Raw genomic sequence first — 25,083 nt, forward strand, 5'->3', positions numbered from 1 at the left:
CGAACTATTTCTACAATCGATTTGTCACATTATATGACCGGTAATTGTCAATGAGAAGAGAAGGGGAAAAAGAAAACGCGGCATATCGATTACGCCGCGTTTTTCTTACAGAGGCAAACTGATGGCAATTGTAAAAAGGTCCTTCAACAACAAATAGCCAAGCTCTGTCAATCCGTATATAAAAGGAAAAGCAATCAGGAATTGTTGGAATCGTTTTTCGTTTCGTTCATCACATTCATGTTTCATCAGTATCAAGATGTAAAGTCTAATTGCCGATTTTTACTGTATTGTGATTAATCCATTTAACAGCTCGGCTGCTGTCCGGATAATTCCAGTAAATTGTTTTTTTTATTTACAAGTTCGCCTCCGGCTGCATCTAAGCTTAAGGTATTTCGGGATACATACGTGTTTAACGTATAGCTGCCGTCCGGCGATTCAATCGATTGGACGAGACTGCCTTTTGGGACGTTTTTCAGTGAAAATAACATCCAATAGACGGCGCCGCCGAAGAATATCAGAAGTGCAAATATGATAATTGGATTTTGCTGCGTATATTGATGTGACTCTCTCCCTTTTTTTCTCTCATGTTACCATATACCGGGTTTATGCTATCTTTACATTTCCTTAAAATTCCCTCAATAAACTGATGGTATGATGAAATAAAACAGATAAAGGGTGGGGGAGACAGAGATGGAGAAAACATATTGTCATTCCGGCGAGAAGGGCTCAGAAGCGGTTTACTTAACTGTGAGAGGCTATCGAATTAAGCTGTCACCTGAACAAATGAAACTGATTTCTGCTGTCAGAAAGTAAATATAAATGGACAAAGGCAGCCGCTTGAGCGGCTGCCTTTTCGAATTAAGAATATTTTCTTTTCCGTTGCGCGAAACGCTTTTGGAACCAATCTTTCTTATATAAAAATGCAATAACCTCAAGCCAAAAACCCGGAATCTTTTTGGGGAATATCGGTTTTTTATAGAGTGCATGATACGCTGATTTTAAATCGTCCCACTGAGTGCACGTTTTTGTCTGTTCAAATCTCGCAACATCAATCACCCGCACCGCTCCGGTTTCTGTCAGAATCAGATTCCGCAAATGAATGTCTGACGGGTTCAGGCCGGCTCCCCGTGCGTCAGAGAGTGCTTCTTCAACCTGCTGAATCATGTCATCACTGATCGCAATGCCTTTCTTTAGACAGTTATAAAAGGTTTCACCTTTAATATATTCCATGAGAATAAATGAATCACCAGTTTCGTAAATGTCAGGGTAGAATGCGGACCCGGCTAATTTTTCATAGATCGCGGCTTCTTTGACGGCTGTCGCTTGATATTCCGGAAAAAATACTTTCAGCGCCATTTTTCGATCACCTTCTGTTAAGGCGAACACATAGGCGCTTCTTCCTTTGCCGATGAGGGTCAATTCCTCGGACTTTTCTTTGACTTTATCAAATCTGCTGTTCTTGCGGTATATGACTGAATGGGCCAGTGCCTCTGCTTTTGTCAGCATTTCATTCACCTTCTTTGCTCTATTTTATGCAGTTGTTTATAAGAAAATCATAAACTGTTCGGGAAAAAGAGCCTATTTCTAGTGTATCTGGTCTTGAAGAAGAAGGCTACCTATAAGCCTTGATTGTGATAAAAGAGACATAAAGCGATCATTTCCATTCTTGAAAAGCGCTTACAAATGGGATAGTATTAATTTTAAATAAAGCGCTTTCGTAAATGTTCAAGGAGGAACAAGCTATGACAAAACAGATTGTGACAGGGATTATCGGTGCGGGGCGCATCGGCAAACTTCATGTTCAAAATATACACCGGATTCCTCACATGAAAATAAAAGCGGTCTCTGATATTCAGGCAAGCCGTATAAAAAGCTGGGCTGACAGTCATCAGATTGAATACATAACCTCTGACTATCGTGATTTATTACATGACCCTGATATTGACGTTGTTTTCATTTGCTCACCGACAGCTGCACATGCGCAGATGATCAGAGAAGCGGCCGAGGCGAAAAAGCATATTTTTTGTGAGAAGCCCGTCAGTTTTTCTCTAGATGAAACAAAAGAAGCGCTCGCAGCCGTCCGAAAACACGGGGTTGCACTTCAAGTCGGATTTAACCGCCGTTTTGATCCTCATTTTAAGAAAATCAAAATGATTGTTGAAAATGGTGAAATCGGTACGCCCCATTTATTAAAAATTACTTCTCGGGACCCAGAACCCCCGAATATAGATTATGTCCGTACCTCGGGCGGCTTGTTTATGGATATGTCGATCCATGATTTTGATATGGCCAGATATATTATGGGAAGCGAAGTGACGGAAGTGTATGCAAAAGGGGCGGCTTTGGTGAATCCTTCTTTTGCAGAGCTGGGAGATATTGATACGGCTGTCATTACACTGACTTATGAAAACGGTGCCATGGCTGTAATTGACAACAGCCGCCAAGCTGTGTACGGATATGACCAGCGGATTGAGGTCTTCGGGACGAAAGGCTCGGCAGCAGCGGACAACAGCATGCCGACGACGGTCGAAGTGTCAACAGCTGATTTTGTGATGAAGGATAAACCGCATTTCTTTTTCCTAGAACGCTATAAGGATTCGTATGAGGAGGAGATTCTTCGGTTTGCGGAAGCGATTGATACAAACCGGGAGACTGCCTGCACCGGCAACGACGGTTTTCAGGCGGAACGGATCGCTAGAGCGGCTCAGCAATCGCTTGCTATTGGCATGCCTGTCAGTATTGAGCACACTGAAAAAATCGTTTTTTGAACAAGCAGGATTACATTTCAGCAAGCTTGGGTATATACTCCATTGATACTTTAAGTAGGCGGTGGAGAAAATGAATACAGCACATGCTAAAGGAAATGTTTTGAACAAAATCGGAATTCCTTCTCACATGGTTTGGGGTTACATTGGCGTTGTCATCTTTATGGTTGGAGACGGCCTCGAACAAGGCTGGCTGTCTCCTTTTCTCGTTGATCATGGTCTTAGTATGCAGCAATCCGCATCGTTATTTACCATGTACGGCATTGCTGTCACCATCTCGGCTTGGCTTTCAGGCACGTTTGTCCAAACTTGGGGGCCAAGAAAAACGATGACTGTCGGCTTGCTTGCATTTATCCTCGGTTCGGCCGCTTTTATCGGCTGGGCGATTCCTCATATGTATTATCCGGCTCTTTTAGGCAGCTATGCTCTTAGAGGCTTGGGATATCCGCTGTTTGCATACTCTTTTCTTGTGTGGGTGTCATACAGCACCTCTCAAAAGATTCTTGGAAAAGCCGTCGGCTGGTTTTGGTTTATGTTTACGTGCGGCCTTAACGTGCTCGGTCCATACTATTCAAGCTATGCGGTTCCTGCATTTGGGGAAATCAATACGCTTTGGAGCGCTTTACTGTTTGTAGCGGCAGGCGGATTTCTCGCCCTATTTTTTAACAAAGATAAATTTACACCTGTGCAAAAACAAGATCAGCCGAAATGGAAAGAGTTGTCGAAGGCATTTACAATTATGTTTGAAAACCCTAAAGTCGGCATCGGCGGAGTGGTCAAGACAATTAATGCCATAGGACAATTTGGATTTGCCATCTTTCTCCCGACTTATTTAGCGCGTTTCGGATATTCTGTTTCAGAATGGCTGCAAATATGGGGGACGCTGTTTTTTGTTAATATTGTGTTTAATATTATTTTCGGTGCAGTCGGAGATAAACTTGGCTGGCGCAATACCGTGATGTGGTTTGGCGGTGTGGGGTGCGGCATTTTCACGCTGGCGCTTTATTACACGCCACAGTTAATCGGGCATCAGTATTGGGTGCTGATGATTATCGCCTGCTGTTACGGTGCGGCATTGGCAGGCTACGTGCCATTAAGTGCGCTTTTGCCGACACTTGCTCCTGATAATAAAGGCGCTGCCATGTCTGTGTTGAACTTGGGGTCCGGATTATGTGCGTTTATTGCACCGGGCATTGTGAGTCTTTTCATTGGACCGCTCGGCGCTGGCGGCGTCATTTGGATCTTTGCGGCGTTGTATTTTTTCAGTGCTTTTCTAACACAATTTTTGATGATTTCTGAGCAAAGCGCTGATGTGTATACGGAAGAACGGCTGGTCAGGGAAAACGTGCAAACAAATTTCGAGAAAACGGTTAAGCAGTAGCCTCTTTGGTCAAACTAATCATAAACGTGTGCAAAGAGGTGTAGAGGGTGAAACGATTCAGCACGGCGTATCTGTTGCTGGGCATTCTTTGCTCAGCCGCAGCATTTCTAATAGGTGCTCCTCCCCGCGCACTTGGGGTTGAAGTGGAACACTATGAACCGCTGCAGGTGCATGTGCAGCTTGAAAAAGTGTATTTGGACGGAGATGTCAGCATTGAGCATAAGCGTGAAAAAGTGCTTTCTATGGATGATTTTTGGGCAGCTTATGCCGGCTGGACGCTGGTCGAACAAAAAAAGGGTTATGTGCTCTTCCGGAAGCAAATGGACGATATTTCTCCGCTCAGCAAGGTGAACGGGTATATCGGTGTATCGGATAATGGAGTGATTTCCACTTTTCATGGTCGGCCTGAGTCAGCTTCCGAACCGATTCAGTCTTTTTTCCAAATTGATTTAGAAAGGCTGGAAAGCCATATGCAAAAAAATCTGCTGAAAGGCATTCCATTTCGGACAAAAGCGGAGTTTGAGGACGTCATAGAACATATGAAGACATACAGCGGGTGACGTCCGCTGATTGAAGACATGTATTCATGTCTTTTTTTTCGTGGAAGAATGAGAGAGAAGCGAACATATGTTAACTTTTCTATAAGACTTTGGCTGTTTTTATGGTACAATGAAGAACAGTCAAAGAGGTGAATTTGCGTGATCGAATTTGTTAAAGGGACGATTGATTATGTATCTCCCCAATATATTGTGATAGAGAACGGCGGCATTGGCTATCAGATTTTCACGCCGAATCCGTTTATATATAAGGAGAGAAGTCAAGAAACGATTTTTACGTACCATCATATCAGAGAGGATGCTTTTTCGCTCTACGGTTTTTCAACAAGAGAGGAGAAGGCGCTCTTTACAAAGCTCTTAAACGTGACCGGTATCGGTCCAAAAGGCGCACTCGCCATTTTGGGCTCAGGTGATCCGGGAGCGGTTATCCAAGCAATTGAAAATGAGGATGAAGCCTTTTTGGTCAAGTTTCCTGGTGTAGGAAAGAAAACCGCGCGCCAGATTATTCTTGATTTAAAAGGAAAGCTTGCTGATGTTGTGCCTGAAATGATTGAAAATCTGTTTAATCATGAAGAAAGGCTTGAAAAGCAAACAGCAGAAACGGCTCTCGAAGAAGCGCTTGAAGCCCTAAGGGTTCTCGGCTATGCTGAAAAAGAAATCAAAAAGGTGCTTCCTCACTTAAAAGAAGATATTGGGCTGACAACAGACCAATACGTGAAAAAAGCATTACAAAAACTATTGAAGTAAGGTGATGTTCATGGATGAACGGCTCGTCTCAAGTGAAGCAGACAACCATGAATCAGTGATAGAGCAAAGCCTGAGGCCGCAAAATCTGGCGCAGTATATCGGGCAGCATAAGGTGAAAGAAAATTTGCGCGTGTTTATAGATGCGGCAAGAATGAGGCAGGAGACGCTGGATCATGTTCTTCTGTACGGGCCGCCCGGACTCGGGAAAACCACGCTTGCTTCCATCGTTGCCAATGAAATGGGAGTGGAATTGCGGACGACATCAGGGCCTGCGATTGAAAGACCCGGTGACTTGGCTGCCATATTAACGGCGCTAGAGCCGGGAGATGTATTATTTATTGATGAAATACATAGGCTGCACAGATCGATTGAAGAAGTGCTTTATCCTGCGATGGAGGATTTTTGTCTGGATATTGTGATCGGCAAAGGTCCCTCTGCCCGCTCGGTCCGGCTTGACCTGCCGCCTTTTACGCTGGTAGGCGCCACGACGAGGGTAGGGCTTTTGACAGCGCCGTTAAGAGATCGATTCGGCGTAATGTCGCGCCTTGAATACTATACGCAAGAAGAGCTGGCGGATATTGTCACAAGAACTGCAGATGTATTCGAGGTTGAGATTGATAAACCATCCGCTCTTGAAATTGCAAGAAGATCGAGAGGTACGCCCCGCGTAGCGAATCGTCTCTTGAGAAGGGTCCGCGACTTCGCCCAGGTGCTGGGTGACAGCCGGATTACGGAAGAGATTTCGCAGGATGCGCTTGAGCGGCTTCAGGTTGACCGTCTCGGTTTGGATCATATTGATCACAAGCTGCTGATGGGCATGATCGAAAAATTTAACGGAGGCCCGGTGGGTCTTGATACCATTTCAGCCACAATCGGCGAAGAACCGCATACGATTGAAGACGTGTACGAACCGTACCTCCTGCAAATCGGATTTATCCAAAGAACGCCGCGTGGAAGGATCGTGACACCGGCCGTTTATCATCATTTCCAAATGGAGGCTCCCCGATATGACTGAATTCCCTAAGATCATTATGATTCTTGGTGCTGTTTTGCTTATCATTGGAGCAGTTTTGCATTTTGTCGGCAAGATGCCGGGAGATATTTTTGTGAAAAAAGGAAATGTCACATTTTTCTTCCCGGTTGTCACTTGTATCATCATAAGTGTGGTATTATCAATTTTGCTTAATCTTTTCGGCAGAATGAAATAACAAAAGACTAGAATAAAGGTGAAATCATCATGAAAGTCGATTTATTTGATTTTGAACTACCGGAACGTTTAATTGCACAAGTGCCGTTGGAGCAGCGTGATGCTTCAAGGCTGATGGTGCTTGATAAACATACAGGAGAGCTGACTGACAGCTCGTTTAAACACATTATCAGTTTCTTTAAAGAAGGAGATTGTCTTGTACTGAACAATACCCGTGTGCTGCCTGCGCGGTTATTCGGGACAAAAGAGGATACCGGCGCGAAAGTGGAACTGCTTTTGCTGAAACAGGAAGCTGGTGACAAGTGGGAAACACTTGCCAAACCAGCGAAACGGGTAAAAAAAGGAACCGTTGTGACATTTGGAGACGGAAGATTGAAGGCTGTCTGCACGGAAGAGCTTGAGCATGGCGGCAGAAAAATGGAATTCCAGTATGACGGTATTTTCTACGAAGTGCTGGAATCCCTTGGAGAGATGCCGCTCCCGCCATATATTAAAGAACAGCTAGATGACAGAGAGCGCTACCAGACCGTATATTCTAAAGAAATCGGCTCTGCGGCCGCGCCTACTGCGGGACTTCACTTCACGGAAGAAATCTTGCAGCAATTGAAAGACAAAGGTGTGCAAATTGAGTTCATCACTCTGCACGTAGGCCTTGGAACGTTTCGTCCTGTGAGTGCCGATGACGTTGAAGAGCATAATATGCATGCAGAGTTTTATCAAATGTCAGAAGAAACGGCGGCAGCCTTAAACAAAGTAAGGGAAAATGGCGGCCGGATTATTTCTGTCGGAACGACATCGACACGCACGCTTGAAACGATTGCCGGAGAACATGACGGGCAATTTAAATCATCAAGCGGCTGGACATCTATTTTTATTTATCCGGGCTATGAATTTAAAGCCATTGACGGAATGATTACAAACTTCCATTTGCCGAAATCGTCATTGATTATGCTGGTCAGCGCGCTTGCGGGAAGAGAAAACGTTCTCCGCGCTTATAACCATGCGGTGGAAGAGGAATACCGTTTCTTCAGCTTCGGAGACGCGATGCTGATTATATAATTTTGAGAACAGGAGGCCTCATCAAAAGTGGCTGAACAACCAATACGCTATGAATTTATAAAAGAATGCAAACAAACAGGGGCTCGGCTGGGCAAAGTGCATACCCCTCACGGCTCCTTTGAAACTCCAGTGTTTATGCCGGTCGGCACACTGGCGACAGTCAAAACGATGTCACCTGAAGAGCTGAAAGCAATGGATGCAGGCATCATTTTAAGCAACACTTATCACCTATGGCTCCGCCCGGGTCACGATATTGTCAAGGAAGCAGGCGGGCTCCACAAATTTATGAATTGGGACCGCGCGATTTTAACAGATTCAGGCGGTTTTCAGGTCTTTTCCTTAAGCAAGTTTCGTAATATAGAGGAAGAGGGCGTCCATTTCCGCAATCACCTAAATGGAGACAAGCTGTTTTTATCTCCGGAAAAAGCGATGGAGATCCAAAACGCACTCGGCTCTGATATTATGATGGCGTTTGACGAATGTCCGCCGTACCCGGCAGAGTACGATTATATGAAGCGATCAGTTGAGCGGACAAGCCGATGGGCGGAACGCTGCCTGAATGCCCACAACCGTCAGGATGAACAAGGGCTGTTTGGCATTGTACAGGGCGGAGAATATGAAGATCTGCGTACACAAAGTGCGAAGGACTTGATCTCCCTTGATTTCCCGGGATATGCTATAGGCGGATTATCAGTCGGAGAGCCGAAGGATGTCATGAACCGTGTACTCGAGTTTACAACACCGCTCCTGCCGAAGGATAAACCGAGATATCTGATGGGAGTCGGTTCTCCGGACGCGCTGATCGACGGAGCGATCCGCGGGGTCGACATGTTTGACTGTGTGCTGCCTACCCGGATTGCAAGAAACGGCACAGTGTTTACAGCTGAAGGCCGTCTCAATATGAAAAATGCGAAATTCGAAAGAGATTTCCGTCCGATTGATGAAGAGTGTGATTGCTATACATGTAAAAACTACACTCGCGCGTATATCAGACACTTGATCCGCTGCAATGAAACATTTGGCCTTCGATTAACAACTTACCATAACCTTCATTTTCTGTTACACTTAATGGAGCAGGTAAGACAGGCTATTCGTGAGGATCGTCTGGGTGATTTCAGAGAAGAGTTCTTTGAGCGTTACGGCTACAACAAGCCAAATGCGAAAAGCTTCTAAATAAAAATGAAAAACAGGTTTACAGAAAGGGGTGAAAATCATGACAGGCACTTTAGGTACATTGGTTCCTATTATTTTAATGTTTGCGGTCCTTTACTTCTTGCTGATTCGTCCTCAGCAAAAACAGCAAAAGGCAGTACGCCAAATGCAGGAGGAACTGAAAAAAGGCGATTCAGTAGTGACAATCGGGGGATTGCACGGTACTGTTGACTCTATCGACGAAAGCAAAGTCGTCATTAAGACTGGTGAAAACACACGTCTTACGTTCGACCGCCGCGCGATCAGAGAAGTTTCTGCTGCTGAATAACAGCAGGAGCTATACATAGCAAACAAAAAAAAGAGCGGGTGAACCCGCTCTTTTTTTTATGTGGAAGACCTGTTTCCCCTCATGTTCACGCCGAAAATCCCGCCCAGCATGCATACCCCTAAAAATCCGAGATGGAATAGCAGCTGTTCCGCTGTAAATGTCTTTCCGAATCCTAAATACTGAAACAATAAAATAATCAGAGAAAAGCTTAAGGCAGTCAATGCCCCGATCATCCAGCCTTTTTCTTTCCCTTTCCCCCCTGAAATAAACCCGCCGATAAATAAAGAAAGAAATGAGATGGCGTTGATCAGCCAGTTGAATGATGCCTCTTCAAGCGAGGTTGCTGTCAGTAAAAGTGAAACGGCTAAACTCGTCAGGAGCATGGCTGAGAATATGGCGATTAAGCCGTAAAGAATGCCTTTTCCAACTTGTTTCGTTTCCTCCATGAATGTCTCCTCTCTGCCTGTATTAAAAGGCTTCTTATCTTTTTGAACAAAGCCGTCAGACATGCTGATGGCTCGTCTTTGTAAAAATGTATTCCCTTATCCCATGAATTAGACGTAAAAGCTTTATGAAATACGATCGGTTTTCCTTACATAAATTGTTCGTTTTGTTGCATCCTATGATGAGTTGGAGGTGCATGATGGAAGAGCTTCTCACTATTGCGTTTCGCACAATCGTATTATATTTTGTGATACTGGTCATTTTTCGTTTCATGGGCAAACGGGAAATCGGGGAGCTTAGTATTTTAGATCTCGTTGTCTTTATCATGATGGCTGAAATTGCCGTTTTAGCCATAGAAAATGTAGAAGATCATCTATTTCACACCATTTTGCCAATGCTTGTATTAATGATCATCCAAGTGACATTCGCATACTTATCTTTAAAAAACCGAAAAGTTCGCCAGCTTCTGGACGGCAAGCCGACCATTATTATTAAATACGGGAAAATTGACGAAGACGCCATGAAATCACAGCGTTATAATTTTGATGATTTAATGGTTCAGCTCAGAGAAAATAATATCGACAGAGTATCTGATGTATCATTTGCTATTTTAGAGCCGTCAGGCAAACTGACTGTTGTAAAGAAAGAAAACAGCGGAGAGCATCGGCAGCTGGAAATGCCGCTCATTATAGACGGCTCTATTCAAACGGAAAACCTGTCCAGAATCGGCAAAGACAAACAGTGGCTGCATGAAAAGTTACGAAAACACGGATATACAAACCCTTCAGACATTTCTTTTTGCTCGTTTACTGACGGAGAGTTATTTATTGATGAAAAAGATGGGCACCGCACGTGACCTTTACCGGACGATCAGACGTCCGATAATAGGAATGCGGCGAAGCTCATCTTTTTTAATTAAACCGAATGCGAGCAGGAGGATGATATAGATGCCTGCACTCATCGCAATCCATCCGGCGACATTCACAGCCTCGGACGCTCCAAAGCTTACATATTGTTTGATGGCGGAGCTGATGAATCCGGAAATCACAATAACAGCAAAACTGAGTGCATACTCCTTGATTTTAATACTGATCGGCAGTACCTTGCTTACTGTTGCCGCGTGCAAAAGCGTGACGAGCACCATACCTGTCACAATGGCTAATGCTGCGCCCATAATGCCGAGAGACGGTCTGGTGGCAAGGACGAAAATAAGGCCTGTTTTGACAAGAGCTCCGATTAGGCTGTTCATCATCGCAGCCCCGGCTAAATTAAGCGCCTGCAGCACTGCTTGAAGAGGGCCTTGGAAATAATAAAGCAGAAAAAACGGGGCCATCACTTTTATAAATACAGCAGCGCCTGAGGACCCATACATCACCCTCATCAGCTCATCCGCAAATACGAATAAAATGACAACTGAAATGCCTCCGCTAAGCAGGCAGAGCCGCATGGCTTGTTCCAAGCGGTATTCCACCACCTGCAATTTTTTCTGCTCCATTCCTTCACTGATCGCAGGAACAAGCGCGGTCGACAAAGAATATGTAATAAAGCTGGGCAGAGTCAGCAGCGTCATGGCAAAGCCCGTCAGTTCGCCGTATTGCTTTGTTGCGGCAACTGTCGCCACGCCGGCAATGGCAAGGCTTTGGGCGACGACAATCGGCTCAAAAAACCAAGAAAGATTTCCGATAAAACGGCTTCCGGTCGTTGGAAGGGATACGCTCATTAACTGGGAAAAAGTTTGTTTTCCGTTTTTTATTGACTGGAAAAAGTGCTTTCTGATTTTAATTGTCTTTTTATACTTAAAGCAAATGAATAAATAAAGGAGTGACGCCAGTTCCCCTGCGACTGAGGAGATCATTGCCCCCGCTGCAGCATATTCAATTCCGTAAGGGAGAAAAATCGTCGTGCATACGGCGACAAGTGAAATCCGGACGACCTGTTCAAGGACTTGAGACACGGCAAGCGGGTTCATATTCTGTTTTCCTTGAAAGTAACCCCTCAGCACACTCGATATAGCGATAATCGGTACAACTGGCGTAATGGCCAGAAGCGGGTACAATGTTCTCTTATCTGTCAGCATCGTTTCAGCCATAACCGGGGCGAAAAACAGAAACAGCGGTGTAAAGATCAGGCTGAGCACTCCTGTGATGGTCAGAGACATGACTAAAATATTTTTCGTTTTTTGATGATCGCCGCGCGCGCTGGCTTCAGCTACAAGCTTGCTGATCGCCACCGGCAGACCGAATTGAGTTAATGTAGTGGCTAAGAAAAAGGTAGGCACCGCCATCATGTAAAGCCCGACTCCTTCTTCACCGATAAAACGGGCGATAACCACCCGGTTGACAAACCCGAGCATTCTTGTAACCATTCCTGCTGCGATAAGGATAAGAGTGCCCTTTAAAAACGTCTGTTTCGCCATTTTTACCCCCTGCCTTCTCAAACTACCTGTAATCATATACAATAAAGATATGCGTATATATCGTCCAAGCATGACAAGTCTTCTTGAAAAACAATAAAAAGGAGCGTGGAATTCATGGAGAAGCATCCCGCCGATCTATATAAAGACCACGTCAGGCCGTTTCTTTACAGCAAACTGGAAGAGTTTAAGATTCTCGGGTATGATGATGTTGAACTCGAAAGTTTGTGGTCATACTTAACAGATAAGAAGTGGAAAAAGAAAACGGAACTGCACATTTATGAAATGACGAGCGATATTTTATCAGTGAAAATTGGCGAATTTATGAACTATGCAACCGTTGAGTCATTTAAAACGTCTAATTGGCTGGGAAGTGAAGAAGGCCAGGAAGCATTGGAAGAACTGCTGAGATAGCAGGTTGATTCGCACAGGTTTAAGGGAGGATATACATAATGAAAAAAGGACGCTTGATTGCGTTTTTCCTTTTCGTTTTATTGATCGGCACGGGCTTGGGCTACTTTACGAAGCCTGCCGCTAACAATATTACGTTAGGATTGGATTTGCAAGGCGGATTTGAGGTGCTGTATGATGTACAGCCCGTAAAAAAAGGTGACAAAATCACAAAAGACGTTCTGGTCAGCACAGTAGAGGCGCTGAACCGCAGGGCCAACGTTCTCGGTGTCAGCGAACCGAACATCCAAATTGAAGGAAATAACCGGATTCGCGTTCAGCTCGCTGGGGTGACAAACCAAAACAGGGCGCGTGAAATCTTGGCGACTGAAGCCCAGCTTTCTTTCAGAGATACGAATGACAAAGAATTGCTGAATGGCTCTGACCTCGTCGAAAACGGGGCCAAACAAACATATGATGCCAAAACAAATGAACCGATTGTCAGTATTAAACTGAAAGATGCTGATAAATTCGGAGAAGTGACCAAAAAGGTCATGAAAATGGCGCCAAATAACCAGCTTGTCATTTGGATGGACTACGAAAAAGGGGACTCCTTCAAAAAAGAAGTTCAAAAAGAGCATCCTAAATATGTATCCGCTCCAAATGTAAGTCAGGAATTAAACACAACAGACGTTACAATTGAAGGACAATTTACTGTACAAGAAGCGAAAGATTTAGCCAGCATTTTAAACGCCGGCGCGCTTCCTGTGAAACTGACTGAAAAATATTCGACATCAGTAGGCGCACAATACGGCCAGCAGGCGCTCCATGATACGGTGTTTGCCGGTATTGTCGGTATTGCAATTATTTTCTTATTTATGCTTTTCTATTACCGCCTGCCGGGATTAATCGCCGTGATTACGCTATCAGTTTATATCTACATTACACTCCAGATTTTTGACTGGATGAATGCTGTACTTACACTTCCGGGAATTGCCGCTCTCATTTTAGGTGTCGGGATGGCTGTTGACGCCAATATCATCACCTATGAGCGGATTAAAGAAGAGCTCAAGCTAGGAAAGTCAGTCCGCTCTGCCTTCCGTTCAGGAAACAGACGGTCATTTGCGACGATTTTTGACGCGAATATTACAACGATTATTGCAGCGGTTGTGCTCTTTATCTTCGGGACAAGCTCTGTTAAAGGGTTTGCGACGATGCTGATTCTGTCGATTTTGACAAGCTTTATCACTGCCGTTTTCTTATCAAGATTTCTTCTCGCTCTCCTTGTGGAAAGCAGATGGCTTGATCGGAAAAAAGGCTGGTTCGGCGTCAACAAGAAGCATATCATGGATATTCAGGATACGGACGAAAATACAGAGCCGCATACACCGTTCCAAAAATGGGATTTCACGAGCAAACGCAAATATTTCTTTATTTTCTCCAGTGCGGTCACGATAGCCGGGATTATTATCCTGCTTGTGTTCAAGCTGAATCTTGGCATTGACTTTGCAAGCGGTGCACGTATTGAAGTGCAAAGCGACCATAAGCTGACGACAGAGCAGGTGGAGAAGGATTTTCAATCTCTGGGCATGGAACCTGATACTGTAGTTCTGTCAGGCGAAAAGAGCAATATCGGTGTTGCCCGTTTTGTTGGAGTGCCAGATAAAGAAACCATTGCAAAAGTCAAAACGTATTTCAAAGACAAATACGGATCAGAGCCAAATGTCAGCACAGTTTCACCGACAGTCGGCAAAGAGCTGGCAAGAAATGCGCTGTACGCAGTTGCTATAGCTTCAATTGGCATCATCATTTACGTTTCGATCCGATTCGAATACAAAATGGCGATTGCCGCAATAGCTTCACTGCTTTATGACGCTTTCTTTATCGTCACGTTCTTTAGCATTACAAGGCTTGAGGTAGATGTTACGTTCATCGCGGCCATCTTGACGATTATCGGGTATTCCATTAACGATACTATCGTTACATTTGACAGGGTTCGCGAGCATATGAAAAAGCGCAAACCGAAAACATTTGCCGACCTGAATCATATTGTAAACCTGAGCCTGCAGCAAACCTTTACACGATCTATTAACACAGTATTAACTGTCGTGATTGTTGTCGTGACATTGCTGATCTTTGGAGCATCTTCTATTACAAACTTCTCAATTGCTTTATTGGTCGGGCTGTTAACAGGCGTTTATTCCTCTCTCTACATTGCTGCACAAATTTGGCTTGCATGGAAAGGAAAAGAACTGAAAAAAGATTCGGCACAATAAAAAAACAGGCTGTCCTTTGCAGGGCAGCCTGCTTTTTTGAAGTTTCATTGAACTTAAAATAGACATTTGCTATAATGACATACGCTTACATTTAAACATATAAATGGTGTTAAGAGTGTTTGTGACAGGTTTTCAGAATGTGGGAGGGTTATATATGAGGGTTCGCGAATCAGAGCTGCCGGGCATAGGGCAAAAAGTTGAAATGATTACTAGAAACCACGATAAAATTTCAATTATCATTCATCATGACGGCCGGAGAGAGCTGTACTATTTTGACGAAAACGATCATGAAGAATGTGTTGCCTCCGTGCAGTTAGATGACGCTGAAGCTAGGCAAATTTCTGCAATTCTCGGCGGAATGGCATATAAACCGAAAGCATTAGAAAGCGTCGAGGCAGCCCTTGGTGATTTGATCATAGAATGGTTTAAAGCAGAGACTGGAGCGCCTGCCATTCATCATACAATTGGTGATTTGGATGCAGGGCAGGAATATCATGTGACTGTCATTGCGATCATTAAGAAGAATCAAGAAAAACAATTAAATCCGGGATCTGAAACAGTCATTGATGAGGGCGATACCCTTGTGATTTCCGGTGAGAGAAACGGACTGAAGAGGCTGATCCGGGAAAAATTAACTGCAAATGAGGCTTGACCTAGCGTCAAGCCATGTTTAAAACCAGTCTTGATAGGGAAAGTTACCTCAATAAGTGAAGTTTGGGGGAAAGAGAATGAATAAACAATGGACCATTATTTTCGCACTTATTTTTACCTTAATTGTCGCTATTTTTGCAGTCATTAATGTCAGATCGGTAGAAGTTGATTACCTGTTTGGCAGATCAGAATGGCCGCTCATTCTTGTCATTTTAGGCTCAGTTTTAATGGGAGCGCTGATCGTGTTTTCTGTTGGGATTTTTCAGGTGATGAAATTAAAGCGGGAAATAAAAGCGCTGCGGAAAGAAAACAAAACTGCGATACATAAACAAGAGGATACTCAACTTGCTGATCAGACCGATACACAGGATGCATCAGCCGTGATTGAGAAAAAAGACTAGTTTTCGAATAATATTTGAAACCCCTCAGCCTGCTCTAGTATAATAGGGTGGTTGAGGGGTGAATTTATGTTAGCGTCAAAAATGCGATGGGAAATCCAGCGACCAGATCAGGATAAGGTCAAATCACTCACAGAACAATTGCATATAACACCTCTTGTTGCGTCCCTGCTTGTAAAAAGAGGCTTTGATACGGCAGAAAGCGCAAAGCTGTTTTTACATACAAAGGATGCCGATTTTTATGACCCTTTTGAAATGAAGGGCATGAAAGAAGCGGCAGAGCGTATAAAACAGGCGATTTCACAACAAGAACAGATTATGATATATGGCGATTATGACGCCGATGGAGTTACCAGTACGTCAGTGATGCTGCACACACTGCAAAAGCTGTCGGCTCAAGTTGATTTTTATATACCTGACCGCTTTAAAGAAGGATATGGCCCTAATGAACAGGCGTTTCGTTCGATTAAAGAACGGGGCTTCTCTCTGATTATTACGGTTGATACAGGAATTGCCGCTGTGCATGAAGCAAAGGTGGCAAAGGAACTCGAACTTGATGTCATCATTACCGATCACCATGAGCCGGGACCGGAGCTTCCGGATGTTCACGCGATCGTCCACCCGAAGCAGCCGGGCTGCACCTACCCGTTTAAAGAATTGGCCGGGGTCGGAGTCGCGTTTAAGCTTGCTCACGCTTTATTGGGCGAACTTCCAGATGAACTGCTTGACTTGGCGGCAATCGGTACTATTGCGGATCTTGTCCCGCTGCATGACGAAAACAGATTAATTGCAACACTAGGACTTGAAAGGCTTCGGCAGACGACTCGGCTGGGTTTAAAAGAGCTGATCAAGCTGTCAGGCGGAGACATCGGAGAAGCGAACGAAGAAACAGTCGGTTTCCAGCTTGCACCAAGGCTGAATGCCGTCGGAAGAATTGAACAGGCTGATCCCGCTGTTCATTTGCTCATGTCAGAGGATCCGTTTGAAGCGGAAGAGCTTGCCGCTGAAATTGATCAGCTGAACAAAGAACGCCAAAAGATGGTCAGCAAAATGACGGATGAAGCGATTGAAATGGTTGAACAGCAAGGTCTCAATCAAACTGCAATCGTCGTGGCCAAAGCCGGGTGGAATCCGGGAGTCGTCGGGATTGTGGCTTCAAAGCTAGTGGACCGTTTCTACAGACCGGCCATTGTGCTCGGCATTGATGAAGAAAAAGGGATTGCTAAAGGTTCGGCCCGAAGCATCAGGGGCTTTAATTTATTTGAGAGCCTTTCTGAATGCAGAGATATTCTCCCTCATTTCGGCGGCCATCCAATGGCGGCGGGGATGACGCTGAATGCCGAAGATGTGCCGGATTTGCGTAACAGGCTGAATGAAATAGCGAACAACACGCTTACGGAAGAAGATTTTATTCCTGTACAGGAAGTCGATCTTGTCTGCGATGTCGAGGACATTACAGTTGAAAGCATCACAGAGATGAACCAGCTGTCCCCATTTGGCATGCTGAACCCGAAACCGCACGTTCTCGTAGAAAACGCTGTGCTGGAAGATGTCCGCAAGATCGGGGCTAATAAAAATCATGTCAAAATGACGGTCAGAAACGAGTCATCCCAGCTTGATTGCGTCGGCTTTAATAAAGGTGAGCTTGAAGAAGGCATCGTCCCGGGTTCAAGAATTTCAATTGTCGGTGAGATGTCAATCAACGAATGGAACAATAGAAAAAAACCGCAGCTTATGATTAAGGATGCCGCTGTTTCTGAATGGCAGCTGTTTGATTTAAGGGGAAAACGGATGTGGGAAGACACAGTTTCCGCCCTTCCATCTGCTAAACGGGCCATTGTCTCTTTCAAAGAAGACTCAACAACACTTCTTCAGACTGAAGACCTTCGCCGCGAAGTGCACGTCATTAGCTCTGTAGATCAAGCGAAGGCGTTTGACCTCGATGGTGCATATATTGTATTACTTGATCCGCCGCCTTCGTTGGACATGCTTGCACGTTTGCTGGAAGGCAAGGCGCCTGAGCGGATATATTTCATTTTTCTCAATCATGAGGACCACTTTTTATCAACTTTTCCCGCAAGAGACCACTTTAAATGGTATTATGCGTTCTTGCTGAAAAGAGGCGCTTTTGACGTAAAAAAACACGGTTCAGACCTTGCAAGACATAAAGGCTGGTCCGTTGAAACAATCAATTTCATGACAAAGGTGTTTTTTGATCTAGGTTTTGTTAAAATAGAGAATGGTGTGCTGTCTGTGGTTAGCGGAGTAAAGAAACGCGACTTAACAGACTCACAAACATATCAGGAGAAACAGCAGCTGATGGAACTGGATCAAAAGCTGAATTATTCTTCTGCTGAAGAGCTGAAGGAATGGCTGAATAAGCTGATGAAACAAGATTCAGAGGCTTATGAAAGTACGAGGAGGACATAAAACAGATGGATTTAAAACAATACGTAACAATTGTACCGGATTACCCGAAAGAGGGCGTGCAATTTAAAGATATTACGACACTGATGGATAAAGGCGATGTATACCGCTATGCCACAGATCAAATTGTTGAATATGCGAAAGAAAAACAAATTGATTTGGTCGTCGGCCCTGAAGCACGCGGTTTTATTATCGGCTGTCCCGTTGCTTACGCGCTAGGCGTAGGTTTTGCGCCGGTCCGTAAAGAAGGCAAACTGCCACGTGAAGTGATCAAAGTGGATTACGGCTTGGAATACGGAAAAGACGTATTAACGATCCACAAAGATGCCATTCAACCGGGGCAGCGTGTGCTTATCACAGACGACCTGCTTGCGACAGGCGGCACAATTGAAGCCACAATCAAACTTGTTGAAGAGCTTGGCGGCGTTGTTGCTGGTATCGCTTTCTTAATCGAGCTTTCTTACCTTGATGGCAGAGAAAAACTTGATGATTATGACATTTTAACATTAATGAAATACTGAGGATAATCGCATAACGGAAAAAGCACTCCATGTCAGGGTGCTTTTTTCCTATTGTTTTGACATTTATTTTATATAATATTTGGCTATTTGAACTTCTGCTCTTTACATCTTTCGTTTTTTTCTTGATAATAAACTACAATACAGTTTACATTTTAAAAAAGGTGATTCCATGGCGAACGAACAAGTATTGACTGCCGAGCAAGTTATTGATAAAGCGCGCAGCTATCTATCCGATGAGCATATCGCATTTGTCGAAAAAGCATATCTGTACGCTGAAGGTGCTCATCGCGAGCAATACCGCAAATCGGGCGAGCCATATATAATTCATCCGATTCAGGTTGCGGGCATTCTCGTTGATCTTGAAATGGACCCTTCCACGATCGCAGGCGGATTTTTGCACGATGTCGTGGAAGATACAGATGTGACGCTCGATGACCTGAAAGAAGCATTTTCCGAAGAAGTGGCAATGCTTGTGGACGGCGTAACGAAGCTCGGCAAAATTAAATATAAATCTCAAGAGGAACAACAGGCGGAAAATCATCGCAAAATGTTTGTCGCTATGGCTCAAGATATCCGGGTCATACTGATCAAGCTGGCGGATCGTCTTCACAATATGCGGACGCTGAAACATCTTCCTCAGGAAAAACAGCGGAGAATATCAAATGAAACGCTGGAAATTTTTGCTCCTTTGGCGCATCGTCTCGGGATTTCAAAAATTAAGTGGGAATTGGAAGATACGGCGCTCCGTTATTTGAATCCTCAGCAATATTACAGAATTGTCAACCTCATGAAGAAGAAACGCGCAGAACGTGAGCTTTATGTCGAAGAGGTTGTCAATGAAGTGAAGAAACGTGTCGAAGAAGTGAATATCAAGGCTGACTTCTCGGGACGTCCAAAGCATATTTACAGCATTTATCGAAAAATGGTGCTGCAAAATAAGCAATTCAACGAAATTTACGATTTGCTGGCTGTCCGCATTCTTGTGAATAGCATAAAGGACTGCTACGCGGTGCTCGGCATCATTCACACATGCTGGAAACCGATGCCTGGCAGATTCAAAGATTATATCGCAATGCCGAAGCCGAATATGTATCAATCTCTTCATACAACGGTTATTGGACCTAAAGGCGATCCGCTTGAAGTGCAGATCCGCACCTTTGAAATGCATGAAATTGCGGAATACGGGGTTGCGGCTCACTGGGCTTATAAAGAAGGGAAAGCGGCCAATGAAGGCGCAACCTTTGAGAAAAAGCTTTCTTGGTTCCGTGAAATTTTAGAATTCCAAAATGAATCAACTGATGCAGAAGAATTTATGGAATCGCTCAAAATCGATTTGTTTTCTGACATGGTGTATGTCTTTACGCCGAAAGGAGATGTAATCGAGCTTCCGTCCGGTTCTGTTCCGATTGATTTTTCTTACCGGATTCACTCTGAAATCGGCAATAAAACAATCGGTGCCAAAGTAAACGGAAAAATGGTAACGCTGGACCATAAGCTTCGGACAGGTGATATCGTTGAAATTCTCACCTCTAAGCATTCCTACGGTCCGAGCCAAGATTGGGTGAAGCTTGCCCAAACATCCCAGGCGAAGCATAAGATCCGTCAATTCTTTAAGAAACAGCGGCGCGAAGAAAATGTCGAAAAAGGCCGTGAACTGGTAGAAAAAGAAATTAAAAATCTGGATTTTGAAGTGAAGGATGTCTTAACGCCCGAGAATATCCAGAAGGTTGCTGACAAGTTTAATTTCTCAAATGAAGAGGATATGTACGCAGCGGTCGGCTACAACGGCATTACAGCCTTGCAGGTGGCAAACCGCCTGACGGAAAAAGAGAGAAAGCAGCGCGACCAGGAAGAACAGGAAAAGATCGTTCAGGAAGTCACTGCGGAATCAAAGCCATACCCGCAAGGAAGAAAACGGGAAGCGGGCGTTCGCGTCAAGGGCATCGACAATCTTCTTGTCCGTTTATCAAAATGCTGCAATCCTGTACCGGGCGACGATATTGTCGGATTTATCACAAAAGGCAGAGGGGTTTCGGTCCATCGTGAAGACTGTCCGAATGTCAAAACGAATGAAGCCCAAGAGCGGCTGATCCCGGTAGAGTGGGAACATGAGTCACAGGTTCAAAAGCGCAAGGAATACAATGTTGAGATAGAGATTCTTGGTTATGACCGCCGCGGATTGCTGAACGAGGTACTTCAGGCAGTGAATGAAACGAAAACAAATATTTCATCTGTCTCTGGCAAATCGGATCGCAATAAAGTGGCAACCATTCATATGGCGATTTTCATTCAGAATATTAATCACTTGCATAAAGTCGTCGAGCGTATTAAACAGATAAGAGATATCTATTCTGTGCGCCGCGTCATGAACTAGAGGGGTTAAAAAATGAGATTAGTTGTTCAGCGAGTAACAGAAGCAAACGTTACTGTGGATGAAGACGTTGTCGGTCAAATTGGACAAGGCCTCATGGTGCTGGTCGGCATCACTCACGATGATACAGAAGAGGATGCAGCTTATTTAGCCGATAAAGTTGTTCATCTACGTATTTTTGATGACAGTGAAGGAAAAATGAATCTGTCTCTTTTAGATATAGGAGGAGAGATTTTATCTGTCTCACAGTTTACACTTTACGGAGATACGAAAAAAGGGCGCCGGCCGAACTACATGAACGCCGCCAAACCTGATAAAGCTTTAGGGCTTTATGAAAAATGGAATGACCTGCTTCGTGAAAAAGGAATCAAGGTGGAGACCGGAACGTTTGGAGCAATGATGGATGTTCAGCTAACAAACTCCGGACCGGTCACGCTCATTATGGATTCAAAATAAAAAAGCTGCCAAGAGGCAGCTTTTTTATTGGAAATATTTCTCTAATCCGCTTTCAATCCCGTCTGTTACTTTTTCCTGGTATGAATTGCTATGTACAATGGCTTCTTCCTGCGGATGGCTTACATATCCCAGCTCATACAGCATAGCGGGCTGCCTGTTTTCCCTGAGCACAAAATAATCTCCGAATAACACGCCGCGGTCAGGAATGGAAGAACGCTTTACCACTTCAGAGTGTACATCTGATGCCAGTTCCTGATCTTTGGCAGGACTGTAGTAATAAGCAGTGCTGCCTCTTGTGGAAGTATCTGCATAGCTGTCATAGTGAATGCTTATAAAGGCGTCAGCGTTGCGATAGTGAGACGTGGAGACCCGTGACTGTAAACTGACAAAGGTATCATCCTGGCGTGTCACATACACATCTGCTCCAGCTGATCTGAGTTTACTGGCGAGCAGCTTTGCCGTCTTGATCGTCAGGTTTTTCTCAAATTTGCCCGAATAGCCGATCGTTCCGCTGTCTTTTCCTCCGTGTCCCGGGTCAACAATAATCGTTTTATTGTTCAGAGAGCCGTTTCCGGACGGGGAATCAGAGACAGGCGGCTCACCTGCTTCTTCTGCGCTTTTAGACGTTTGGACCACCCAATTGGCTACATAAGCAGTCTGCCCGTTATCAAGCTTTATTTCATACCAGCTTCCCTTTGAACCAGTAATGGTATACGAATCGCCTTTGCCAGCACGTTCAACGATCGAAGCTGATGTTGACGCATCACTTCTTAAATTCGTTCCTCCGTATACGATATAGGCTTTTTTAGCGGTGGATGAACTGCCGGCATTTGCTGAATCTTCAGTTGGATCAGAACTAGTCAAAAGGTAATGACTTGCAACCCAGCCTTTCAGCCCATTCACCTCGATGTGAGCCCAGCCATTTTTCTCGTTGAGAATCGTCAGTTTCGTTCCGCGGTCAAGTTTTGTTATAATCGCCGCGTCATGTGAGGCGGAGGCTCTTACATTAAGTGAAGAAACACCGACTGTGCCCGTTGATGCCCCGGAAGATTCGGTTTGATCGCTCTCATCAGACGCTGAACTGCTGCCGCCTGACGTGACATATTCAGATGACACCCATCCGGTGGCATTTTGATAGGATATCTTGATCCAGCCGGAATCTTTATCAATGACAGATGCTTGGCTGCCTTGAGGGAATTTGCCGATGACTTCGTATGAAGTGCCCGGTCCGGTTCTCATCCGCAGATCGGGGTCTGTTGATGTCACAGTGTCACTGCTTTCTGAAGAACTTGAGCTGGCCTGGTCTTCCTTTGTAATAAGCCAGGAGACCACCCATCCTTTTTCTCCGGAACCAAGCTGTATCTGCACCCAGTCTCCGTCTTCCTTTAAAATCGGGTAGTGCTCTCCCTTTTTCACTTCCGCTGTAATGCCGTAGCTAAGCCCCGGGCCGCTTCTGACGTTCATTTCATCTGTTGCGATAACCGCTTCTCCCTGAGCGGCTGTAACAGATGAAAAAGGCGGGAAAAGCGCCCCGGCGACGATAATACATACAATAAGAACAAAGTATTTCTTGCTCATTGTGTCCTCCTTTCGATGATCATAAAAAAGCATTCTTGCTTAATATCGTAAAGTCCTTTCTGATTTTTAAATAAAAATAAAATGATTTGTTTATACTAGGCGTAAATAAATCAAAAAGGTGTGCAAATCATGAAATATCATCCAAAAATGGGACGCGCATTTCACGACGGTGAAGCAAATCTGCATTACAGCGATCACGCTGACCCCGATACGACCGGTTATCTAACGGAAACAGCTTCTGAATTTGGTCTTATGTCCAAAGAAGCAGCGATGAGGAAAAACAACCGGAATAAAGCTTGACAGAGAACCCCAATCCCATTATTATAATAGAAATTGAGTACATAGCAAATGATGAATGATTTGAACCAATAATGGAGAAGAGTAGGTCAGATTGCATGGCTAGAGAGGAACCGCCCCGGCTGAAAGCGGATCCCATTGCGTCTTTCTCGAAACAACACTCCGGAGGTTTCCTGCTGAACGCGTTAATCCCGTCATTAGGCAGTGAACGTGAACCTGCGTTAAAGGATCGAGCGGGAATATGAACATATTCCAACTAGGGTGGCACCACGGGTATAACTCTCGTCCCTACTATACATGTATAGTAGGGGCGGGGGTTTTTTTATTTTCATCATTAACGATAATTGTATATTTTATAAGGAATCCATAAGGAGGTCTACATATGGGATATAACATTCCGAGAGGAACACAGGATATTCTGCCTGGAGAATCAGATCGCTGGCAGTTTGTTGAACAAATTATGAGAGACACTTGCCGCACTTATCAATATAAAGAAATCCGCACACCGATTTTTGAGCATACAGAACTGTTTGCCAGAGGTGTCGGGGAGTCAACGGATATCGTACAAAAAGAAATGTATACCTTTCAGGACCGCAAAGGCAGAAGCCTGACGCTTCGTCCAGAGGGAACCGCTGCGGCGGTTCGCGCTTTTAATGAAAACAAGCTATTCGCAAATCCTGTTCAGCCGACAAAGCTTTATTATGTCGGGCCGATGTTCCGTTACGAACGTCCGCAGACGGGCCGCTTCCGCCAGTTCTATCAATTCGGAATTGAAGCGATTGGCTCGAAAGACCCTGCGATCGATGCAGAAGTAATGGCGCTTGCGATGAGTATTTATCAAAAAGCAGGCTTGCAAAACGTTAAGCTTGTTCTAAACAGTCTCGGCGATCAAGAAAGCCGCAAAAGCTACAGAGAAGCGCTCGTGAAACATTTTGAGCCTCGCATCGAAGAGTTTTGTTCAGACTGCCAGTCACGGCTGCACACAAACCCGCTCAGAATCTTGGACTGCAAAAAAGACCGAGATCATGAGCTGATGAAATCGGCACCTTCGATTTTGACCTATTTAAATGAAGAATCAGCCGCTTATTTTGAAAAAGTGAAACAATACTTAAACGACCTTGGCATTTCGTATGAAATCGATCCTAACCTTGTGAGAGGATTGGATTATTACAACCACACCGCATTTGAAATCATGAGCAATGCGGAGGGCTTTGGCGCGATTACGACACTTGCCGGCGGCGGACGCTACGACGGACTTGTCGAACAGATCGGCGGACCTGAAGCGCCGGGCATCGGATTTGCGATGAGCATTGAACGCCTGCTTGCCGCAATTGATGCTGAAAAAAGAGAACTGCCTGTTGATCAGGGAATCGACTGCTATATCGTCACACTCGGCGAAAAAGCGAAGGATTATTCTGTTTCATTGGTGTACAAACTGAGAGAAGCAGGCATTTCCAGCGAAATTGATTATGAAAATAAGAAAATGAAAGGCCAGTTTAAAACAGCTGACCGCCTGAATGCCAGATTTATTGCGATTATGGGTGAAGATGAGCTTGCCCAAAATAAAATCAATGTAAAGGATTCACAGACGGGCGAACAGATTGAAGTGGCACTTGATGAATTTATACATGTGATGAAGGCAAACCAAAAGGGATAAGGAGTGGA

At 44.6% G+C, this 25,083-nt stretch carries 26 protein-coding genes, 1 pseudogene and 1 other annotated feature; of the genes and pseudogenes, 21 read left to right on the top strand and 6 right to left on the bottom strand.

The genetic code is table 11. The annotated features are described in order from the left end of the window. Positions 1 to 105 precede the first annotated feature (105 nt). Positions 106 to 246, bottom strand: coding sequence for a hypothetical protein (locus CVV77_RS13285; RefSeq protein WP_088112339.1), 141 nt, complete (start codon positions 244 to 246; stop codon positions 106 to 108). Positions 247 to 268: 22 nt separating this feature from the next. After that, a pseudogene (locus CVV77_RS22175) lies at positions 269 to 488 on the bottom strand (DUF5412 family protein); the annotation flags it as partial. Positions 489 to 690: 202 nt separating this feature from the next. On the opposite strand from CVV77_RS22175, the gene CVV77_RS22050 reads away from it, so the two are divergent. Beyond that, positions 691 to 813, top strand: coding sequence for a hypothetical protein (locus CVV77_RS22050; RefSeq protein ID WP_003237547.1), 123 nt, complete (start codon positions 691 to 693; stop codon positions 811 to 813). Positions 814 to 858: 45 nt separating this feature from the next. On the opposite strand, the gene CVV77_RS13295 is transcribed toward CVV77_RS22050, so the two are convergent. After that, positions 859 to 1,506: a phosphotransferase gene (locus tag CVV77_RS13295; RefSeq protein WP_019259056.1), complete on the bottom strand. Its 648-nt coding sequence runs from the start codon at positions 1,504 to 1,506 to the stop codon at positions 859 to 861. Between the two features lie 236 nt (positions 1,507 to 1,742). On the opposite strand from CVV77_RS13295, the gene iolG reads away from it, so the two are divergent. From iolG to yajC, 9 genes are all read left to right on the top strand, one after another. Beyond that, the gene (gene iolG / locus CVV77_RS13300) at positions 1,743 to 2,768 is read left to right on the top strand and encodes an inositol 2-dehydrogenase (protein WP_100275601.1); all 1,026 of its coding nucleotides are present in this window, start codon (positions 1,743 to 1,745) and stop codon (positions 2,766 to 2,768) included. A gap of 70 nt (positions 2,769 to 2,838) precedes the next feature. Further along, entirely contained in the window at positions 2,839 to 4,146 is a 1,308-nt protein-coding gene (locus tag CVV77_RS13305; RefSeq protein ID WP_100275602.1) for an MFS transporter, read from the top strand. Between the two features lie 47 nt (positions 4,147 to 4,193). Further along, on the top strand, positions 4,194 to 4,706 hold the full coding sequence (gene bofC / locus CVV77_RS13310) for a sporulation cell-cell signaling protein BofC (protein WP_084994775.1): 513 nt from the start codon (positions 4,194 to 4,196) through the stop codon (positions 4,704 to 4,706). A 138-nt stretch (positions 4,707 to 4,844) separates the two neighbouring features. After that, positions 4,845 to 5,450: a Holliday junction branch migration protein RuvA gene (gene ruvA / locus CVV77_RS13315; protein WP_064814390.1), complete on the top strand. Its 606-nt coding sequence runs from the start codon at positions 4,845 to 4,847 to the stop codon at positions 5,448 to 5,450. 10 nt (positions 5,451 to 5,460) lie between these two features. Further along, positions 5,461 to 6,465, top strand: a complete 1,005-nt coding sequence (gene ruvB / locus CVV77_RS13320) for a Holliday junction branch migration DNA helicase RuvB (RefSeq protein WP_100275603.1) — start codon at positions 5,461 to 5,463, stop codon at positions 6,463 to 6,465. Next, positions 6,458 to 6,658 carry a DUF2905 domain-containing protein gene (locus CVV77_RS13325; protein ID WP_003222669.1) on the top strand — a complete coding sequence of 67 codons (201 nt, stop codon included), beginning with the start codon at positions 6,458 to 6,460 and terminating at the stop codon, positions 6,656 to 6,658. The genes ruvB and CVV77_RS13325 overlap by 8 nt, the downstream gene beginning before the upstream one ends. Positions 6,659 to 6,687: 29 nt before the next feature. Next, positions 6,688 to 7,716 (top strand): tRNA preQ1(34) S-adenosylmethionine ribosyltransferase-isomerase QueA, encoded by a 1,029-nt coding sequence (gene queA, locus CVV77_RS13330; RefSeq protein ID WP_100275604.1) that lies wholly within the window; start codon positions 6,688 to 6,690, stop codon positions 7,714 to 7,716. A gap of 27 nt (positions 7,717 to 7,743) precedes the next feature. Then, positions 7,744 to 8,889 carry a tRNA guanosine(34) transglycosylase Tgt gene (gene tgt / locus CVV77_RS13335; RefSeq protein ID WP_003237529.1) on the top strand — a complete coding sequence of 382 codons (1,146 nt, stop codon included), beginning with the start codon at positions 7,744 to 7,746 and terminating at the stop codon, positions 8,887 to 8,889. Between the two features lie 40 nt (positions 8,890 to 8,929). Next, a complete protein-coding gene (yajC, locus tag CVV77_RS13340; RefSeq protein WP_003237527.1) occupies positions 8,930 to 9,196 on the top strand; it encodes a preprotein translocase subunit YajC in 267 nt (88 codons plus the stop codon). Between the two features lie 56 nt (positions 9,197 to 9,252). Here yajC and CVV77_RS13345 read toward each other — a convergent pair whose 3' ends face one another. Beyond that, the gene (locus CVV77_RS13345; RefSeq protein ID WP_181280847.1) at positions 9,253 to 9,642 is read right to left on the bottom strand and encodes a TIGR04086 family membrane protein; all 390 of its coding nucleotides are present in this window, start codon (positions 9,640 to 9,642) and stop codon (positions 9,253 to 9,255) included. A 197-nt stretch (positions 9,643 to 9,839) separates the two neighbouring features. Here CVV77_RS13345 and CVV77_RS13350 point away from each other — a divergent pair, with 197 nt between their 5' ends. After that, entirely contained in the window at positions 9,840 to 10,496 is a 657-nt protein-coding gene (locus CVV77_RS13350; RefSeq protein WP_060399142.1) for a DUF421 domain-containing protein, read from the top strand. 3 nt (positions 10,497 to 10,499) lie between these two features. Here CVV77_RS13350 and spoVB read toward each other — a convergent pair whose 3' ends face one another. Then, positions 10,500 to 12,056: a stage V sporulation protein B gene (gene spoVB, locus CVV77_RS13355; RefSeq protein WP_100275606.1), complete on the bottom strand. Its 1,557-nt coding sequence runs from the start codon at positions 12,054 to 12,056 to the stop codon at positions 10,500 to 10,502. Positions 12,057 to 12,170: 114 nt separating this feature from the next. Here spoVB and comN point away from each other — a divergent pair, with 114 nt between their 5' ends. The 8 genes from comN (at position 12,171) to dtd (ending at position 21,543) form a co-directional block, all read left to right on the top strand. After that, complete coding sequence (gene comN / locus CVV77_RS13360; protein ID WP_019259048.1) at positions 12,171 to 12,467, top strand: post-transcriptional regulator ComN; 297 nt, start codon at positions 12,171 to 12,173, stop codon at positions 12,465 to 12,467. A 38-nt stretch (positions 12,468 to 12,505) separates the two neighbouring features. Further along, complete coding sequence (gene secDF, locus CVV77_RS13365) at positions 12,506 to 14,719, top strand: protein translocase subunit SecDF (protein ID WP_100275607.1); 2,214 nt, start codon at positions 12,506 to 12,508, stop codon at positions 14,717 to 14,719. Positions 14,720 to 14,873: 154 nt separating this feature from the next. After that, complete coding sequence (locus CVV77_RS13370; protein WP_003237514.1) at positions 14,874 to 15,371, top strand: cation:proton antiporter regulatory subunit; 498 nt, start codon at positions 14,874 to 14,876, stop codon at positions 15,369 to 15,371. 76 nt (positions 15,372 to 15,447) lie between these two features. Next, positions 15,448 to 15,771, top strand: coding sequence for a LapA family protein (locus CVV77_RS13375; protein ID WP_019259046.1), 324 nt, complete (start codon positions 15,448 to 15,450; stop codon positions 15,769 to 15,771). Between the two features lie 66 nt (positions 15,772 to 15,837). After that, positions 15,838 to 18,198 carry a single-stranded-DNA-specific exonuclease RecJ gene (recJ, locus tag CVV77_RS13380; protein WP_100275608.1) on the top strand — a complete coding sequence of 787 codons (2,361 nt, stop codon included), beginning with the start codon at positions 15,838 to 15,840 and terminating at the stop codon, positions 18,196 to 18,198. Between the two features lie 5 nt (positions 18,199 to 18,203). Continuing rightward, positions 18,204 to 18,716 (top strand): adenine phosphoribosyltransferase, encoded by a 513-nt coding sequence (locus CVV77_RS13385; RefSeq protein ID WP_003237508.1) that lies wholly within the window; start codon positions 18,204 to 18,206, stop codon positions 18,714 to 18,716. A gap of 169 nt (positions 18,717 to 18,885) precedes the next feature. Then, the gene (gene relA, locus CVV77_RS13390; RefSeq protein ID WP_003237506.1) at positions 18,886 to 21,090 is read left to right on the top strand and encodes a GTP diphosphokinase; all 2,205 of its coding nucleotides are present in this window, start codon (positions 18,886 to 18,888) and stop codon (positions 21,088 to 21,090) included. Positions 21,091 to 21,102: 12 nt separating this feature from the next. Beyond that, positions 21,103 to 21,543, top strand: a complete 441-nt coding sequence (dtd, locus tag CVV77_RS13395) for a D-aminoacyl-tRNA deacylase (RefSeq protein WP_100275609.1) — start codon at positions 21,103 to 21,105, stop codon at positions 21,541 to 21,543. Between the two features lie 24 nt (positions 21,544 to 21,567). Here the strand turns inward: dtd and CVV77_RS13400 are convergent, their stop codons facing one another. Beyond that, positions 21,568 to 23,121, bottom strand: a complete 1,554-nt coding sequence (locus tag CVV77_RS13400; protein WP_100275610.1) for an N-acetylmuramoyl-L-alanine amidase family protein — start codon at positions 23,119 to 23,121, stop codon at positions 21,568 to 21,570. Between the two features lie 129 nt (positions 23,122 to 23,250). On the opposite strand from CVV77_RS13400, the gene CVV77_RS13405 reads away from it, so the two are divergent. Next, a complete protein-coding gene (locus CVV77_RS13405; protein ID WP_003237500.1) occupies positions 23,251 to 23,421 on the top strand; it encodes a YrzK family protein in 171 nt (56 codons plus the stop codon). Positions 23,422 to 23,480: 59 nt separating this feature from the next. After that, positions 23,481 to 23,711, top strand: a binding site (T-box leader). A gap of 89 nt (positions 23,712 to 23,800) precedes the next feature. Beyond that, positions 23,801 to 25,075 carry a histidine--tRNA ligase gene (hisS, locus tag CVV77_RS13410; protein ID WP_019259042.1) on the top strand — a complete coding sequence of 425 codons (1,275 nt, stop codon included), beginning with the start codon at positions 23,801 to 23,803 and terminating at the stop codon, positions 25,073 to 25,075. Positions 25,076 to 25,083 lie beyond the last annotated feature (8 nt).

The organism is Bacillus sp. SN1, assembly GCF_002796895.1.
GTDB lineage: Bacteria > Bacillota > Bacilli > Bacillales > Bacillaceae > Bacillus > Bacillus inaquosorum.

What these genes read in the sequence shown, in the direction of transcription:
- CVV77_RS13285 (WP_088112339.1), bottom strand. Translation starts at nt 246, where the DNA reads ATGAAACATGAATGTGATGAACGAAACGAAAAACGATTCCAACAATTC.
- CVV77_RS22050 (WP_003237547.1), top strand. Translation starts at nt 691, where the DNA reads ATGGAGAAAACATATTGTCATTCCGGCGAGAAGGGCTCAGAAGCGGTT.
- CVV77_RS13295 (WP_019259056.1), bottom strand. Translation starts at nt 1,506, where the DNA reads ATGCTGACAAAAGCAGAGGCACTGGCCCATTCAGTCATATACCGCAAG.
- iolG (WP_100275601.1), top strand. Translation starts at nt 1,743, where the DNA reads ATGACAAAACAGATTGTGACAGGGATTATCGGTGCGGGGCGCATCGGC.
- CVV77_RS13305 (WP_100275602.1), top strand. Translation starts at nt 2,839, where the DNA reads ATGAATACAGCACATGCTAAAGGAAATGTTTTGAACAAAATCGGAATT.
- ruvB (WP_100275603.1), top strand. Translation starts at nt 5,461, where the DNA reads ATGGATGAACGGCTCGTCTCAAGTGAAGCAGACAACCATGAATCAGTG.
- CVV77_RS13325 (WP_003222669.1), top strand. Translation starts at nt 6,458, where the DNA reads ATGACTGAATTCCCTAAGATCATTATGATTCTTGGTGCTGTTTTGCTT.
- queA (WP_100275604.1), top strand. Translation starts at nt 6,688, where the DNA reads ATGAAAGTCGATTTATTTGATTTTGAACTACCGGAACGTTTAATTGCA.
- yajC (WP_003237527.1), top strand. Translation starts at nt 8,930, where the DNA reads ATGACAGGCACTTTAGGTACATTGGTTCCTATTATTTTAATGTTTGCG.
- CVV77_RS13345 (WP_181280847.1), bottom strand. Translation starts at nt 9,642, where the DNA reads ATGGAGGAAACGAAACAAGTTGGAAAAGGCATTCTTTACGGCTTAATC.
- CVV77_RS13350 (WP_060399142.1), top strand. Translation starts at nt 9,840, where the DNA reads ATGGAAGAGCTTCTCACTATTGCGTTTCGCACAATCGTATTATATTTT.
- spoVB (WP_100275606.1), bottom strand. Translation starts at nt 12,056, where the DNA reads ATGGCGAAACAGACGTTTTTAAAGGGCACTCTTATCCTTATCGCAGCA.
- comN (WP_019259048.1), top strand. Translation starts at nt 12,171, where the DNA reads ATGGAGAAGCATCCCGCCGATCTATATAAAGACCACGTCAGGCCGTTT.
- secDF (WP_100275607.1), top strand. Translation starts at nt 12,506, where the DNA reads ATGAAAAAAGGACGCTTGATTGCGTTTTTCCTTTTCGTTTTATTGATC.
- CVV77_RS13370 (WP_003237514.1), top strand. Translation starts at nt 14,874, where the DNA reads ATGAGGGTTCGCGAATCAGAGCTGCCGGGCATAGGGCAAAAAGTTGAA.
- CVV77_RS13375 (WP_019259046.1), top strand. Translation starts at nt 15,448, where the DNA reads ATGAATAAACAATGGACCATTATTTTCGCACTTATTTTTACCTTAATT.
- recJ (WP_100275608.1), top strand. Translation starts at nt 15,838, where the DNA reads ATGTTAGCGTCAAAAATGCGATGGGAAATCCAGCGACCAGATCAGGAT.
- CVV77_RS13385 (WP_003237508.1), top strand. Translation starts at nt 18,204, where the DNA reads ATGGATTTAAAACAATACGTAACAATTGTACCGGATTACCCGAAAGAG.
- relA (WP_003237506.1), top strand. Translation starts at nt 18,886, where the DNA reads ATGGCGAACGAACAAGTATTGACTGCCGAGCAAGTTATTGATAAAGCG.
- dtd (WP_100275609.1), top strand. Translation starts at nt 21,103, where the DNA reads ATGAGATTAGTTGTTCAGCGAGTAACAGAAGCAAACGTTACTGTGGAT.
- CVV77_RS13400 (WP_100275610.1), bottom strand. Translation starts at nt 23,121, where the DNA reads ATGAGCAAGAAATACTTTGTTCTTATTGTATGTATTATCGTCGCCGGG.
- CVV77_RS13405 (WP_003237500.1), top strand. Translation starts at nt 23,251, where the DNA reads ATGAAATATCATCCAAAAATGGGACGCGCATTTCACGACGGTGAAGCA.
- hisS (WP_019259042.1), top strand. Translation starts at nt 23,801, where the DNA reads ATGGGATATAACATTCCGAGAGGAACACAGGATATTCTGCCTGGAGAA.